Below are 14,428 nucleotides of genomic sequence, written 5' to 3'. Positions count from 1 at the left end.
TAACCAGCGATGCGGGGCGGGAGCAATGGGGCGCGCGCGCCGGGGGAAGCGCTTGTCAGCCCCCGCTTGCCTCCGTACGCCCCCGGTCCAGGTACGCCAGCACGGCCAGCACCCGGCGGTTGTCGTCGTCGGACTGTGGCAGGCCCAGCTTCCCGAAGATGTTGGAGGTGTGCTTGGCGACGGCCCGCTCGGTGACCACCAGCTGCGCCGCGATCGCCGCGTTCGACCGCCCCTGCGCCATCAGCTCCATCACCTCGCGCTCCCGAGGCGTCAGATGCCCCATCGGCCGGTCCTGCGAGCGCCGGGACAGCAGCTGCGAGATCACCTGCGGGTCCATCGCCGTACCGCCCTCGGCGACCCGCCGCACCGCGTCGATGAACTGGTCCGCGTCGAAGACCCGGTCCTTGAGCAGATAGCCGATCCCGCCGCTCCCGTCGGCCAGCAGCTCCCGCGCGTACAACTGCTCCACGTGCTGCGACAGCACCAGCACGGGCAGCCCCGGCCGCTCCCGCCGGGCCTCCAGCGCGCACTGCAGGCCCTCGTCGGTGAACGACGGGGGCAGCCGTACGTCCACCACGGCCACGTCCGGCTTCAGCTCCGCCAGCGCCCGCGTCAGCTCCGGTCCGCTCTCGACGGCGGCCGCGATTTCGAAATCGTAGGCCTCCAGCATTCGCACCAGTCCGTCCCTGAGCAGGAACAGATCCTCGGCAACGACTACGCGCACGGCGGGCTCCATGACGTCATCGGGCCCGGAACGGACACGGACTGCCGGGCCGAATGCGTCGAATGTACCGTCGTACGGTCCCCGTTGGTGCTCGGACCGCCGGGCTCGGACCGCCGGGCTCAGACGGTGGGGCGCGGGGCGGTCGAGGCGCAGGGGATCTCCATGGTCACCATGGTGGGGCCGCCGGGCGGGCTGCTGACGGCGAGGACGCCGTCGAAGGCGCCCAGCCGCCGCTCGATGCCGCTGAGGCCGCCGCCCTGCGCGATGCGGGCGCCGCCGCCGCCGTTGTCGGTGACCGCGATGCGCAGCATCCCGGCCTCGTGGTGGATGTCGAGCCACATGCGCGCGGCGCCGGAGTGCTTGGCCGCGTTGGTGAGGATCTCGCTGACGGCGAAGTACGCTGCCGCCTCGACCGGTTCCTCGAACCGCCCCGGAAGCTCCACCTCCGTCTCCACCGGGATGGTCATCCGCAGGGCGAGGGCGCGCACCGCGTCGCCCAGGCCGCGTTCGGCCAGGACCGGCGGGTGGATGCCGCGGACCAGATCGCGCAGCTCGGCCAGGGCCTCGGCGGAGTTGGTACGGGCCGCCGCGAGGAGTTCCTTGGCCTTGGCCGGGTCCTTCTCGATCAGCGCCTCGATGGTGCCCAGGCTCATGCCCATGGCGACGAGCCGGGCCTGCGCGCCGTCGTGCAGATCGCGCTCGATGCGGCGCAGCTCGGCGGCCGAGGTGTCCACGGCGTCGTGCCGGGTCTCGGTCAGCCGCTCGACGCGCTCGGCGAGGGCCATCTGCGGGGTGGGGGCGAGGAAGGCGCGGCACAGCAGGAAGTGGGCGCGCAGCAGGACGGGCGAGGCGAACAGGCCGAGGAGGGCGAAACCGACGCCGGTCAGGGCGGCGAGGTTCGCGGTCGTCTGCGATTCCACGGGGACGAACGCGTACCAGTACGTGCCGCCCGCGTCGACGATCGGCTCCCAGACCCCGGCGGCCAGCACCCAGCCCTCGACCCCGTACGGCAGGAAGGCGCAGGCCAGCAGCGCGATGACGCAGCCAGCCGTCATGTCGACGAGCAGCCACAGCAGGTCCCGCCAGGTCGCCGGGTCCTTCAGCAGATGGGTGCACAGCTCCACCTGTCCGGTCGGACCGGAACGCCGGTCGGCGGGCAGCGGCCGGTAGGGCAGCCGGATCTGGACCCCGGACCACTGGGCGGCCAGCAGCCGGCGCTGATTGGCGTGCTTGCGCAGCAGGTCGATCATCACCGGGGTGGTGAAAACACCCAGGCCCAGCAGCATGAGGACGAGGGACAGCACCGTCAGCACGAACAGCGTGACCGACCCCGCGAGCGTGACGAACGTCAGGGCGAGCCCCCGTAAACAGGCCAACAATCTGCTGCGGACCTTCATCCCACGCCCTCCAGGCTTCTTCGGTTGTGCGGCTTGCCGCTCTTCGCTGTCCTCAGTCTGCTGGACGCCGCATGATCGGTCACGGGGGCCGCGCCCCGCGCGGGGGTACACCTGACACCACCCCCCCGGCCTCGCCCTATGCCTCGGGGATTCGGGGGTTGCCCGGCTGGGGCGCGAAGCCGCCTTTTTCTAGCGTCTTGGACATGACCGATCCGGTCCGTATCCGACACATCCCCAGTGGAGAGACGCCATGAGCACAACGAGGCGAGGCCTGGCCGTGCGGCTCGGCGGGTGGAGCACCCGCCACCGCAAGTCCGCGATCATCGGATGGCTGCTGTTCGTGGTGGTCGTCGCCGTCGTCGGCGGCATGTCCGGATCCCGGCAGATGACGAATTCCGAGAACGGCGCGGGCGACTCCGCACGTGCCCAGAAGATCCTCGAGGACGCCGGGCTCAGCACCCCGGCCGGCGAGATGGTGATGCTGCGCAGCGCGGACCCGGACGGCTGGCGGACCGCGGCCCGCGATCTCTCCACCCGCCTGGAGAAGACCGGCGAGACCGCACGGATCCAGCCTCCGGTGCGCTCGGCCAGTGGCCGCGAGGGGCTGGTCACCTTCACGATGAAGGGCGATCCGGACACCGCGGGGGAGCGGGTGAAGCCCGTCCTGGACGCGGTGGCGGCGACCGAGTCCGCGCACTCGGGGATCACCGCCCATGAGTTCGGCGACGCCACCGCGCAGCACGAACTCGACGGCATGCTGAAGGACGACTTCAAGAAGGCCGAGTTCACGGCCGTCCCGCTGGCGCTCGGCATCCTGCTGGTGGTCTTCGGGGCGCTGGTCGCGGCCCTGCTGCCGGTGCTGCTCGGGGTGACCGCCTGCATCGGTACCTTCGGGCTGCTGGCCCTGGTCAGCCACCAGCTGCCGCTGTACGACTCCACGAACTCCGTGATGTTCCTGGTCGGGCTGGCAGTCGGCGTCGACTACTGCCTGTTCTACCTGCGGCGCGAGCGGGACGAGCGGGCCGCCGGCCGGGACGCGGAGACCGCGCTGCGCATCGCGGCGGAGACCAGCGGCCGGGCGGTGCTGGTCTCGGGGATCACGGTCATGCTGGCGATGTCGGGCATGTTCCTGTCCGGGCTGATGCTCTTCCAGGGCTTCGCGGTCGCCACCCTGCTGGTCGTCCTGATGGCCATGCTGGGGTCGGTGACGGTCCTGCCCGCCATGCTGTCCTGGCTCGGCGACCGGATCGACAAGGGACGGGTGCCGTTGCTGAACCGCCGCCGCAAGGGCGCCGGTGTCCAGGCGAGCGGCGGGATCACCGGCACGCTCATGAAGCCCGTGCTGGCCAGGCCGAAGCTGTTCGCCGCCCTCTCGGGCGCTCTGCTGCTGGTCCTGTGTGCCCCGGCGCTCGGGATGAAGACCGAACAGCTGGGCATGGAGAAGCAGTTCGGCTCGGACGCCCCGTTGACGGTGGCGTACAAGGAGATCACCGGAGCGTTCCCGGGCGGCCCGGCCCCGGCCCAGGTGGTGGTGCGGGCCGACGACATCGCCTCGCCCCGCTTCGGCGCGGCCGTCACCGACTTCAAGAAGCAGCTGGCCGACTCCGGTCGCTTCGGCAAGGCCGTCGAGGTCGAGCTGCACGCCGAGCAGGGGGTGGCCCGTATCGAGGTGCCGCTCGCGGGGAACGGCGAGAACGCGCAGTCGCGGCGGGCGCTGGACACCCTGCGCGACGACCTGGTGCCGGACGTCCTCGGCCCGGTGTCCGACGAGGCGTACGTGGGGGGTGAGCTGGCCCAGAGCCGGGACTTCACCGACCAGCTGAAGACCGACATCGCGCCGGTCTTCCTCTTCATCGCCGCCGTGACCTTCCTGCTGATGCTGGTGTGCTTCCGTTCGCTCCCGATCGCGATCGTGTCGATCCTGCTCAACCTGCTGTCGGTGGGCGCCGCGTACGGCACCATGACCGCCGTCTTCCAGCACGGCTGGGGCGCGGAGCTGCTGGGCATGGAGCCGGCCGGGGCGATCGAGTCGTGGGTGCCGCTGTTCGTCCTCGTCATCCTCTTCGGGCTGTCGATGGACTACCACGTCTTCGTGGTCTCGCGGATCCGTGAGGCGCACGACCGGGGCCTGGCGACGCGCGACGCGATCCGCGAGGGCATCCGCACCACGGCGGGTTCCGTCACCGGGGCGGCCACGATCATGGTCGCGGTCTTCTCGGTCCTGGCGCTGCTGCGGATGCAGGACATGCAGCAGATGGGCGTCGGGCTCGCGGTCGCGGTGCTGGTGGACGCCACGCTCGTACGGATGCTGCTGCTGCCCTCGCTGATGGCGCTGCTCGGCGACCGCAGCTGGTATCTGCCGCGCGCGCTGCGGTGGCTGCCGAGCGTCAGCCACGGCGAGGCCCCGGCGGCCGAGGAGGCCCGTCCGCTGGTGGGCGCCAAGCGCTGACCCTGCTGACCCCGATCGCACGAGCGCCGTACGGGCCGGTCATGGCCCGTACGGCGCTTTTCGCCGCTTAAGCGGTCGGCACGTACTTGTAGCCCACGCGCCGCACCGTCACGATCGAGCCCCGGTGCTCCGCGCCCAACTTGCGGCGCAGCCGGGCGACATGGACGTCCACGGTCCGGCCGTCGCCCACGTGCCCGTACCCCCACACCGTCGTCACCAGCTGATCGCGGGTGTGCACCCGGTGCGGACGGGCGACGAGATGGGCCAGCAGCTCGAACTCCAGATAGGTGAGGTCGAGCGGGCGCCCCGCGACCTGCACGGTCCGCTGATCGGGGTCGATCCGCACCGGGCCGTCGTCGGTGGTGACCGGAGTGGGGGCAGTGCTTTGGGGTTCCCGCTGGTCGGCCGGGACCAGCACCAGATAGCCGATCATCGGCGGCTGCCCGGGGAGGGCGGGGACGGTGTGCGGGGGAGCGGGCAGCCAGGTGGCGCCGGGGTGCAGCAGGTCGTCGACGGGGGGCACCTCGTCCCGGGCGACGGCTCGTAGCCGCTGGCGACCGGCGAGCGGGGGCCGCCCGGGCACGGCGGTGGCCGCGGCGGAGGTGGAAGGGGAGGCGGAGAGGCTACGGACGTTCGTCATGGGAGTCAGCTCTTTCGCGCTAAGGGGGCGTCGGTGGACGTCAATGCGCGCGGGCTGGGCCGAGGGAGCCCGGAACGGGGATCAGGAACACCCCGGGGCCGGGCGGAACGCTGATGCGGCCGGGTGGGGCGGCGTCAGCAGCCGAGCGAGCGGGCCCGCGCAACGGATGCGCGGCAACACTCGCGGTCGAAGTGGTGCGCCTGCCGGGACGGCCAGAACGGCTCGAGGTCGAGACGACCCGTCGCGGCGTTGAGGAGGCTGACCATGCCCCTATTGAAGCAGAAGAACGGGCCGGGGCGCTCGGCCCCCGGGCGGAGTGCGACGATGCCCACGCCACCCCACGCCACCCCACCCGCCTCACCGCGCTGATGAGAGCCCTGCTCATGCCGCACATCGTGGTCGAATACTCCGACACCCTGACCGACGCCTTCGACCGCCAGGGGTTCGGCACCGCCCTGCACCCGGTCGTCGCCAAGACCATCGACACCGCGGTGGCCGGGTGCAAGGCCCGGTTCCGCCGGGTCGAGGAGACCGTGCTCGCCGACGGGGCCCGGTGCCGGGCCTGACCGTGCGGAATGGGGCGACAGCGGAGCCATCCAGACATCTACCTATAAAGCAAGTCGAGGCGCACAATGGTGGTGCGGCGGTATTGCCGCACTGCGCGGTCAGACTTGCATGGAACGAAGGAGGCGAGTCGTATGGCCGACGTCTCACGTACCCGAGGTGATCTCAAGGGCCACCCCGACGTGTCCGAGATGCGTGAGCGCTTCGCTCGCATGATGGACGCGCGGGACGTTGTCTTCCTCGACGGGCCGGTGCTGCTTGCCGGCCTGTACTTCGCCATCTCCCCCTGGGTGGTGCACTTCTCGAGCACCAGCCCCGACCTCATGGTCAACAACCTCGTCCTCGGCCTGGCCATCGCCCTGCTGGGCATCGGCCTCACATCGGCGCCGAGGAGGATGTACAGCCTGTGCTGGGCCATGTCCGCGATCGGTGTATGGATGATCATTTCTCCCTGGGTCGTTGCCAGGGGACCGGATGCCGGGATGATCTGGAACAACGTGCTCATCGGCGCCCTCACCTGCCTGTTCGGCCTGATCGCCGCCGGCGTGGTGATGCGGAAGGGACGGGAGACCTGACCGAGAACTGAACGCCACGGAATCAGACGCTACGAGGCACAACGGACAAGGCCGTCGGCCGCACACCCGCGAAGGGGGTGCGGCCGACGGTGTTGTGCGTTGTGCGCGTCGACGGCGTGCGTGTCGACGGCGTGCGCGTCATCAGCCGATCGGCTCCGGCATCGGGACCACGTCGTAGGAGCAGGCGATGGTGTCGCCGGTGGCCGGATCGCCCAGCTCCACCCGCCAGCGGTCGGCGAACTGGTCGACACCCTCCGTCATCGGGATGGTCCCGGAGATCAGCACCGTGCCCGGCACCAGATCGCCGCGCTCGCGCAGCACCTCGACCCAGTACGACGGCGGCAGCAGCTCGGCGAGGGTGCCCCTCTGCACCTCGGTCTCCTCGCCGTCATGGGTGACCCAGGCCCGCAGCGTCAGATCGTCCAGCCGGGCATCCACGTCCGCGAGGGGCCAGGCGCGGGCGGCCAGCACATCGGGGCCCGCGTTCTTGCTCCAGGCCACGCCGTGCACCTCCAGCTCCCGGTCGGTGTGGTCGCAGGCGGCGGTGAGCAGCAGCTCCCCGCCGTCGGCCACGATCAGGGCCCATTCCGCCTCGCCCGAGGTGCGGCCGTGCTGGACGCTGACCCGGCCGGTCTGCTGGGCCAGATACGGGGCGATGGGGTAGAGGGCGGGCGTGACGCTGGGGGCGGGGACGCCCAGCTCGGCGAGTTCGGCGACATGGGCTGCCACGTCATCCTGGCTGCGCCCGGCATAGCCCGCGTTGAGCACCTGGACGACCTCCACGTGCCGGGTGGAGCCGTCGGGGAGCTCGAAGGTCAGGGCGGGGTGGGGGGACTGCGGGGGCTGCGTCGTCATGGGGCGTGCTCTCCAGATCGCGAGGAACTTCCCTCAAGGGGGTTGCGCATACGCTTGGTATACAACAAGTATGCCGGAAGCCGTGCATCGCGCAACCACCCGGACGCACTCACCGAGCACGCACCCACATCACGCACCCACCCCGCACCACCCCGAGGACGGACCATGCAGCGCACCTCCACGAGCGCACCAGCGCCCCGGGCCGACGGATCCGCGGTCCGCCGCGCCTTCGTCGCCAGCCTGACCGGAACCGCTTTGGAGTGGTACGACTTCGCCGTCTACTCCGCCGCCGCGGCGCTGGTCTTCGGCGACCTGTTCTTCCCCTCCAAGGACCCGTTCACCGGCACCCTCCTGGCGTTCTCCACCTACGCCGTCGGCTATGTCTCCCGCCCGCTGGGCGGCTTCGTCTTCGGCCGGCTCGGCGATGTGATCGGCCGGAAGAAGGTGCTCATCGCGACCCTGGTGCTCATCGGCGCCGCGACCCTGCTGATCGGGCTGCTGCCCACCTACGCCACAGTCGGCGTCGCGGCCCCCGCCGCCCTGGTGCTGCTGCGCTTCGCCCAGGGCGTCGGCGTCGGCGGCGAGTGGGGCGGTGCGGTGCTGCTGTCCAGCGAGTACGGCGATCCGCGACGGCGCGGCTTCTACGCCTCGGCCGCGCAGGTCGGACCGCCTGCGGGCAATCTGCTCGCCAACGGGGTGCTCGCGGGGCTGGGCGCCGCGCTGACGGAGGACCAGTTCCTGTCCTGGGGCTGGCGAGTGGCGTTCCTCCTCTCCGGCGTGCTGGTGGTGTTCGGGCTGTGGGTCCGCGCCAAGCTGGAGGAGACCCCGGTCTTCAAGGCGATGGAGGCCGCGCAGGACCGCCCCGAGGCGCCGGTGCGCGAGGTGTTCACCTCCCAGCCCCGGGCGCTGACCGCCGCGATCCTCTGCCGGATCGCCCCCGATGTGCTCTACGCGATGTTCACCGTCTTCGTGCTCACCTACGCCACCGGGGAACTGGGCATGTCGCGCGGCTCCGCGCTGACCGCCGTCCTCATCGGCTCCTCCCTCCAGATCTTCCTGATTCCGCTGGCCGGGGCGCTCTCCGACCGCGTCAACCGCCGGTGGCTGTACGGGGTCTCCGCCGTCGCTGCGGGCGTCTGGCCCTTCGTCTTCTTCCCGCTGGTCGCGGGCGGCAGCTGGGCGCTGCTCACCCTGGGCGTGGTCGTGGCGCTGGTCATCCATTCGCTGATGTACGGGCCGCAGGCGGCCTTCATCGCCGAGCAGTTCTCACCGCGGCTGCGCTACACGGGCTCCTCTCTCGCGTACACCCTGGCCGGAGTCGTCGGCGGGGCGGTCGCGCCGCTGCTGTTCACGACGCTGCTCGGTACGTATCGCGCCTGGCTGCCGCTGGCGCTCTACATCGCGGTCACGGCGGTGGCCACGGTCGCCGGGCTGTGGCTGGGCCGGGACGCGGCGCCCGCCGAGGACGAGGAGCCGGACGGCGTGGCCGCACAGCACCGTTCGTCCGCCGCGCTCGGCTGACGCACCACCCCCGCCCCGGGCGGGCCTGCCCCGGGCGGGGCATCATCGCCACGTCACCCACCGCGCCAACCAGGGAAGGCAACACACTTCATGCGCATCGCACTGAGCCAGATCACCACCGGCCCGGACCCGAAGGCGAACCTTGTCACCCTGCGCGAGCAGGCCCTGCGCGCGGCGGCGGACGGCGCCCGGATCGCTGTCTTCCCGGAAGCCGCCATGGCGTGCTTCGGCACCCGGCTGGGCCCGCTGGCCGAACCGCTGGACGGGCCGTGGGCCACCGAGGTCCGGCGGATCGCGGAGGACGCGGGGTTGGTCGTCGTGGCGGGTATGTTCACCCCGGCCCCCGACGGCCGGGTGACCAACACCCTGCTGGCCACCGGCCTCGGTGTCGAGGCCGCGTACGACAAGATCCATCTGTATGACGCCTTCGGTTTCGCGGAGTCCAAGAACGTGGCCCCGGGCTCGGAGGTGGTGACCTTCGCGCTGGACGGCGTCCGGATCGGCCTCGCCACCTGCTACGACGTGCGGTTCCCCGAGCTGTTCCGGGCGCACGCCGACGCGGGCGCGGTGCTGTCGCTGCTTCCGGCTTCCTGGGGCGCGGGCCCCGGCAAGCGTGAGCAGTGGGAGCTGCTGACCCGGGCGCGGGCGCTGGACGCCACCGTATGGCTGGCCGCCGTGGGACAGGCCGATCCGGCGGCATCCGGCCTGTCCACCACCGGCTCCGCCCCCACCGGCATCGGGTACAGCGCCCTCGTCGGCCCCGACGGCACCGTACGGGAGCGACTGGAGGCAGCCCCCGGGCTGCTGGTGGCGGACGTCGACACGGACGAGGTCACCGCCGTACGGCGCACGGTGTCCGTCCTGGCCAACCGCAGGCTCGGCAAGGAGATCTGAGCACGCTCCGGGCCGGCGCGGCGGAGCACCGGCCCGGCGGCCCTTCGGCGGTAGCCGGGGGAGCCCTGGTCAGCCCGCCAGGAGCACCTTGAGCGTCGACTCCAGGTGACCGCTGATCGCTGCGCGCGCCGCCTCCGGGTCGCCGGAGGCCATCGCGTCCAGGATCGCCCGGTGCTCGGCGAGCACCGCCTCCTGGCGGCCGGTCCGGGTGTACAGCGCCACCACGCCGGCCCGGATCTGACGGCTGCGCAGCCCGTCGTAGTGCCGGTTGAGGAGTTCGTTGCCCACCGCGGCGACCATGGTCGCGTGGAAGAGGTGGTCCACGGCGATGAATTCCTTGGCCTGCTCGGGCCCGCTCAGCCCGCGCTGCCGCTCCAGCAACTCCGTCAGCTTCTCGACCGGCACCTTCCGTTGCTCGATGGCCTGCTCCGCGGCATAGCGCTCGACGATCCCGCGCAACTCCATCAGTTCGGTGATCTCCCGGCCGGACAGCGGCGCGATGTGCGCTCCCCGCTTGGGCACCAACTGGACCAGGTCCTCGGCTGCGAGCAGCAGCAGCGCCTCGCGGATGGGGGTCCGGGAGATGCCGATCCGGTCGGCGATCTCCTGTTCGGTGAGGAACCTGCCCTGCATGTCGGGATCGGTCAGCACGATCTCCTTGAGGAACTCGTACGCCTTTTCTCGTCCGGACTGCACTGGGCCCATGCCTCCTCGCATACCATTCGTATACGAAAATTATCACGGCGAGGAGGGCCAGGAGCCCGGCGTTCACGAGCCCTTGCCGGTCATCGCTCATGAGCCCGGTCCCGTCACGAGGACGACCTTGCCGGTGACCGTGCCGGACTCCGCCAGTCGCATCGCCCGCGCGGCCTCGGCCAGCGGGATCCGCGCGGCCACCTGGGCGGTGAACTCACCGCCGGCGAGCAGCGCGAAGACCTGGCCCAGATCCTCGCGCATCCGCGCCTGGTAGGCGGCGCGCCGCCGCCTGCCGGCCCACAGATTGTAGAAATGCGCCTTGCGGCCGTTGGGCAGCAGATTCCACAGCGCGAGCCGGGCGAGCAGCTTGAGGACCGGCGCCCTGGACGAGCCGGGCACGTCCCGGGTGGCCGCCGTGCCGTACGAGACGAGCGTGCCGCCGCGGGCCAGCAGCCGGAACGAGTCCACGATGCCCTCGCCGCCGATGTGGTCGAACACCGCGTCCACCCCGCCGGGCGCCAGCTCGCGCACCCGCGCGGCCAGATCCGGGTCGCGGTAGTCGACGGGGGTGGCGCCCAGCGCCCGCACCGCGTCGTGGTGGCGGGGCGAGGCGGTGCCGATGACCGCGATACCGGCGCGGCGGGCGAGCTGGACCAGGGTGGAGCCCACCCCGCCGTTGGCCCCGTGGACCAGCACGGTCATTCCGGCGCGGGCCCCGGCCACCCGGTGCAGCATCTGCCACGCCGTGATCCCGTTGACCACCACCGTCTCGGCCTCGGCCGCGCCCACCCCGTCCGGCACGGCGACCAGATCGCCCGCGTCGACCGGCACATGGCTGGCCCATCCGCCGACCTTGGTCAGTACGGCGAACCGGCGCCCGCGCAGTCCCGGATCCACCCCCGCGCCCGTCTCGGCGACCGTGCCCACCAGGTCGTATCCGGGGACGAAGGGGAACGGCGGCTGGTCGTAGTACTTGCCGCGGCGCATCTGCTGCTCGGCGAAGGAGACCCCGGACGCCTCGACGGCCACCAGGACCTGGCCGGGGCCGGGCTCGGGCATCGGGCCGGTGCGGAGCTGGAGCCCCTCCGGATCCACCGGACCGGGCAGGACGACTTCGGTGAGTGACGGCATGGCGGGGGCCCCGCTCTCGTGAGGTCTTCTCTCGACTGTGAGAACTTCTAACGAAACAATGAACCTGTTACCCTCGATGTGTCAAGCCCCGTTTTTCCGGTCCGCACGAGATCCGCACGAGAAGGGAAGGGCGCGCCCATGGCCACAGCACGGCGAGAGCGCTACCGGCAGCAGACGCGGGAGGAGGCCAAGGCCGTGGCCCTGACCCAGCTCGCCGAGTCGGGCACGGCGGGAATCTCGGTGAACGCGATCGCGAAGGCGATGGGCATGACCGGCCCCGCGCTCTACCGCTACTTCGCGGGCCGGGACGAGCTGCTGACCGAGCTGATCACCGACGCCTACCGCGATCTGGCCGCGGTCGCCTCCGCGGCCGTCGACGCCGCCGCCCCCGCCGACCGCTTCCGCGCCCTCGCCCACGCCCTGCGCGACTGGGCCAAGCGGCAGCCCGACCGCTATCTGCTCATCTACGGCACGCCGGTGCCCGGTTACCGGGCACCCGCCGAGACCACCGAGATCGCGGGCATCCTGATGCGTACCATCCTCGACGCCTGCGCCACCCTGGACCGCCCCGCCGCCCCGACCCCGCTCGAAGCCGAGCTGGCGCGGCAGCTGGAGGGCGTGGGCCCCTGGGCCCCCGGCCCGGAGCCGGGCGGCGAGCTGAAGAGTCGCGCCCTGGCCACCTGGACCCGGCTGCACGGGGTGATCAGCCTTGAGGTGCAAGGCCAGTTCAGCGGTATGGGCTTCGATCCGGCGGCGCTTTTCGAGGCCGAGGTCGGCGCCCTCGTACGCGGTGCGTGAGACGCTCGCACGGCGCACACTGGAAGCACGCCCACCGGTGACCGGAGGTCGCGATGGAGTCCGCCGCCGAATTCGACGTCGTCGTGGAGATCCCCGAGGGGTCCCGCAACAAGTACGAGATGGACCACGAGGCCGGGCGTATCCGGCTGGACCGGATGCTGTTCACCGCCACGAAGTACCCGGCCGACTACGGCTACATCGACCACACCCTCGGCCGGGACGGCGACCCGCTCGACGCCCTGGTCACCGTCGGCGAGCCCACCTTCCCCGGCTGCGTGATCCTGTGCCGGGCCATCGGCATGTACTGCATGCGCGACGAGAAGGGGCCGGACGAGAAGATCCTGTGCGTGCCCGCCCACGATCCGCGCTATGCGGACGTCCAGGACATCGATGACGTGCCCGAGTTCGACCGCATGGAGATCACCCACTTCTTCGACGTCTACAAGGACCTCGAACCCGGCAAGTCCGTCGAGGGATCCCACTGGGAGGGCCGCGAGCAGGCGTACGCCGAAATAGCCGCCTCCCGCGCCCGCGCGGCCTGAGCGGAGAGTGCGAAGCCTCTCGTCAACCCTGACCAACGTCCCATCCTCGCCCTGCCGTCCGCCCGCGCCCCCGCCCCACCCGGAACGCGGCCACGACGGTGGGCACCAGCCACCACAGGCTCCACACACTCAACCCGGCCCCCACGGCCGCCCCCGCCGCCGCCAGGCGGCCCTGTCCTACGACCCGCGCAATCGTCTTCACCGGGCTGACGCTACGTAGTCCGGGGCCCGCCCGGACACTGCCGAAAGTCCAACCCCAGCCGACGGCCTACTCCGCGGCGGTGTGCCGTCGTACGTCGGCCATCAGCTTGTTCAGCAGCGAGGTGAGGGTGGCGCGTTCGTCCTCCGACAGGCCCTCGACCAGCCTCGCCTCCTGGCCGAGCACCTGGTCGACGGACCGCTCGATGAGCGCGTGCCCCTCGGCCGTGAGCTTCACCAGAACGGTCCGGCGACCCGTGGTCCCCGGCGCCCGCTCGACCAGTCCGTCGCGTTCGGCGCGGGCGACGCGCTGGGAGATCGCCCCCGCGGTGACCAGCGTCCGCCGCGCGATCTCACGGGTGCTGAGCGTGTACGGCGGCCCGGAGCGGCGGATGACGGACAGCAGATCGAGGGTGGCCGCGTCGATCCCCGCCTCGCGCAGCACCCGGTTGCGGTCGTCGGCGAAGAGCTTGGCCAGCTGCCAGATGGGCGTGGCGACCTCGATGGACGACGTCGGTGTGCCCGGCCGTTCCCGTCGCCACGCCGCGGCGATCTCGGCGGCGGAATGGGCGGGTCCGGGTTCCCCGGGAGCTGCGGTGGTATCGGCCACGGTGTGATCCTCCGGCCCTCGTATGTTTAGATCTAAATGTAGGTCTCAACATAGCAGCGAGCAGGAGGAACAGTGCCCCGCACCGTACTCGTCACCGGCGGCACCAGCGGCATCGGCCGCGCCGTCGCCGCGACCTTCGCCGCCGAGGACGCGGAGGTCTTCATCACCGGACGCCACTCCGACACCGTCACTCGCACCGCCGGGGAGCTGAACGTGCACGGCGTCGTCTGCGACGCGACCGACCCCGGACAGGTCGCCGAACTCGCCGCCCGCGTGGGAGAGCTGGACGTTCTGGTCAACGCCGCCGGCGGGCTGCCCGAAGCCGGATCCGGCGAGGCGTCGCCCCTCGAAGAGCTGCGTGCCCAGTGGCACTCCAGCCTGACGCAGAACCTGCTCACCGCGGTCCTGACCACCGCCTCGGTGCGGGACAAACTCACCGGCGACAGCTCCGTCATCAGCATCGGCTCGATCGGGGCCGAGCGCAAAGGCGGCTCCTACGGAGCGGCCAAGGCCGCGCTCGCCGCGTGGAACGCCACCCTGTCCGCCGAACTCGCCCCGAAGGGCGTCACCTGCAACGTCATCTCCGCCGGATACATCGAGGGCACCAACTTCTTCCGCGGCCAGATGACCGACGACCGGCGCCGCGCGCTCGTGGAGGAGACGCACAACAAGCGGCCGGGAACGGTCGACGACATCGCCCGGACGGCCGTCTTCCTCGCCTCCCCGGGCGCCCGGCACATCACCGGCCAGACCCTCCACGTCAACGGCGGAGCCTTCACCACGCGGTGACCGAGCCCGGCGTGGCGGTACGGAACGCCTCCGTGCCGCCGCGCC

The 14,428-nt window shown here is 71.6% G+C and carries 15 protein-coding genes; 8 read left to right on the top strand and 7 right to left on the bottom strand.

Annotation, left to right across the window (positions count from 1 at the left end; translation table 11 throughout):
• Nucleotides 1-55: 55 nt before the first annotated feature.
• On the bottom strand, nucleotides 56-724 hold the full coding sequence (locus ACH4SI_RS30190; protein WP_398301159.1) for a LuxR C-terminal-related transcriptional regulator: 669 nt from the start codon (nucleotides 722-724) through the stop codon (nucleotides 56-58).
• A gap of 119 nt (nucleotides 725-843) precedes the next feature.
• On the bottom strand, nucleotides 844-2,121 hold the full coding sequence (locus ACH4SI_RS30185; protein ID WP_398301156.1) for a histidine kinase: 1,278 nt from the start codon (nucleotides 2,119-2,121) through the stop codon (nucleotides 844-846).
• Nucleotides 2,122-2,371: 250 nt separating this feature from the next.
• Between ACH4SI_RS30185 and ACH4SI_RS30180 the strand changes: the two genes are divergently transcribed.
• Nucleotides 2,372-4,570 carry an MMPL family transporter gene (locus ACH4SI_RS30180; RefSeq protein WP_398301154.1) on the top strand — a complete coding sequence of 733 codons (2,199 nt, stop codon included), beginning with the start codon at nucleotides 2,372-2,374 and terminating at the stop codon, nucleotides 4,568-4,570.
• Between the two features lie 67 nt (nucleotides 4,571-4,637).
• Here ACH4SI_RS30180 and ACH4SI_RS30175 read toward each other — a convergent pair whose 3' ends face one another.
• On the bottom strand, nucleotides 4,638-5,210 hold the full coding sequence (locus ACH4SI_RS30175) for a winged helix-turn-helix domain-containing protein (RefSeq protein WP_398301152.1): 573 nt from the start codon (nucleotides 5,208-5,210) through the stop codon (nucleotides 4,638-4,640).
• Between the two features lie 383 nt (nucleotides 5,211-5,593).
• Between ACH4SI_RS30175 and ACH4SI_RS30170 the strand changes: the two genes are divergently transcribed.
• Both ACH4SI_RS30170 and ACH4SI_RS30165 read left to right on the top strand, forming a co-directional pair.
• Nucleotides 5,594-5,776, top strand: coding sequence for a hypothetical protein (locus ACH4SI_RS30170; RefSeq protein ID WP_398301150.1), 183 nt, complete (start codon nucleotides 5,594-5,596; stop codon nucleotides 5,774-5,776).
• A 132-nt stretch (nucleotides 5,777-5,908) separates the two neighbouring features.
• Nucleotides 5,909-6,349: an SPW repeat protein gene (locus ACH4SI_RS30165; protein ID WP_398301148.1), complete on the top strand. Its 441-nt coding sequence runs from the start codon at nucleotides 5,909-5,911 to the stop codon at nucleotides 6,347-6,349.
• 141 nt (nucleotides 6,350-6,490) lie between these two features.
• Here the strand turns inward: ACH4SI_RS30165 and ACH4SI_RS30160 are convergent, their stop codons facing one another.
• Nucleotides 6,491-7,204, bottom strand: coding sequence for a DUF2848 domain-containing protein (locus tag ACH4SI_RS30160; RefSeq protein ID WP_398301146.1), 714 nt, complete (start codon nucleotides 7,202-7,204; stop codon nucleotides 6,491-6,493).
• A 165-nt stretch (nucleotides 7,205-7,369) separates the two neighbouring features.
• On the opposite strand from ACH4SI_RS30160, the gene ACH4SI_RS30155 reads away from it, so the two are divergent.
• Complete coding sequence (locus ACH4SI_RS30155; protein WP_398301144.1) at nucleotides 7,370-8,725, top strand: MFS transporter; 1,356 nt, start codon at nucleotides 7,370-7,372, stop codon at nucleotides 8,723-8,725.
• Nucleotides 8,726-8,815: 90 nt separating this feature from the next.
• The gene (locus ACH4SI_RS30150) at nucleotides 8,816-9,619 is read left to right on the top strand and encodes a carbon-nitrogen hydrolase family protein (RefSeq protein WP_398301142.1); all 804 of its coding nucleotides are present in this window, start codon (nucleotides 8,816-8,818) and stop codon (nucleotides 9,617-9,619) included.
• A gap of 69 nt (nucleotides 9,620-9,688) precedes the next feature.
• Here ACH4SI_RS30150 and ACH4SI_RS30145 read toward each other — a convergent pair whose 3' ends face one another.
• Together ACH4SI_RS30145 and ACH4SI_RS30140 are read right to left on the bottom strand one after the other, a co-directional pair.
• Nucleotides 9,689-10,315 carry a GntR family transcriptional regulator gene (locus ACH4SI_RS30145; RefSeq protein WP_398301140.1) on the bottom strand — a complete coding sequence of 209 codons (627 nt, stop codon included), beginning with the start codon at nucleotides 10,313-10,315 and terminating at the stop codon, nucleotides 9,689-9,691.
• Between the two features lie 96 nt (nucleotides 10,316-10,411).
• Nucleotides 10,412-11,446, bottom strand: a complete 1,035-nt coding sequence (locus ACH4SI_RS30140) for a medium chain dehydrogenase/reductase family protein (RefSeq protein ID WP_398301138.1) — start codon at nucleotides 11,444-11,446, stop codon at nucleotides 10,412-10,414.
• Nucleotides 11,447-11,584: 138 nt separating this feature from the next.
• Between ACH4SI_RS30140 and ACH4SI_RS30135 the strand changes: the two genes are divergently transcribed.
• A complete protein-coding gene (locus tag ACH4SI_RS30135; RefSeq protein ID WP_398301136.1) occupies nucleotides 11,585-12,244 on the top strand; it encodes a TetR/AcrR family transcriptional regulator in 660 nt (219 codons plus the stop codon).
• Between the two features lie 53 nt (nucleotides 12,245-12,297).
• On the top strand, nucleotides 12,298-12,786 hold the full coding sequence (locus ACH4SI_RS30130) for an inorganic diphosphatase (RefSeq protein WP_398301134.1): 489 nt from the start codon (nucleotides 12,298-12,300) through the stop codon (nucleotides 12,784-12,786).
• Between the two features lie 268 nt (nucleotides 12,787-13,054).
• Here the strand turns inward: ACH4SI_RS30130 and ACH4SI_RS30125 are convergent, their stop codons facing one another.
• Nucleotides 13,055-13,594: a MarR family winged helix-turn-helix transcriptional regulator gene (locus ACH4SI_RS30125; protein WP_398301132.1), complete on the bottom strand. Its 540-nt coding sequence runs from the start codon at nucleotides 13,592-13,594 to the stop codon at nucleotides 13,055-13,057.
• 72 nt (nucleotides 13,595-13,666) lie between these two features.
• Here ACH4SI_RS30125 and ACH4SI_RS30120 point away from each other — a divergent pair, with 72 nt between their 5' ends.
• Complete coding sequence (locus ACH4SI_RS30120) at nucleotides 13,667-14,383, top strand: SDR family NAD(P)-dependent oxidoreductase (RefSeq protein WP_398301130.1); 717 nt, start codon at nucleotides 13,667-13,669, stop codon at nucleotides 14,381-14,383.
• Nucleotides 14,384-14,428: the final 45 nt, after the last annotated feature.

The organism is Streptomyces sp. NPDC021212 (assembly GCF_044332925.1).
GTDB lineage: Bacteria > Actinomycetota > Actinomycetes > Streptomycetales > Streptomycetaceae > Streptomyces.
Note: the sequence above shows the minus strand (reverse complement) of the source record. Positions and strands in the feature narration are given on the sequence as shown.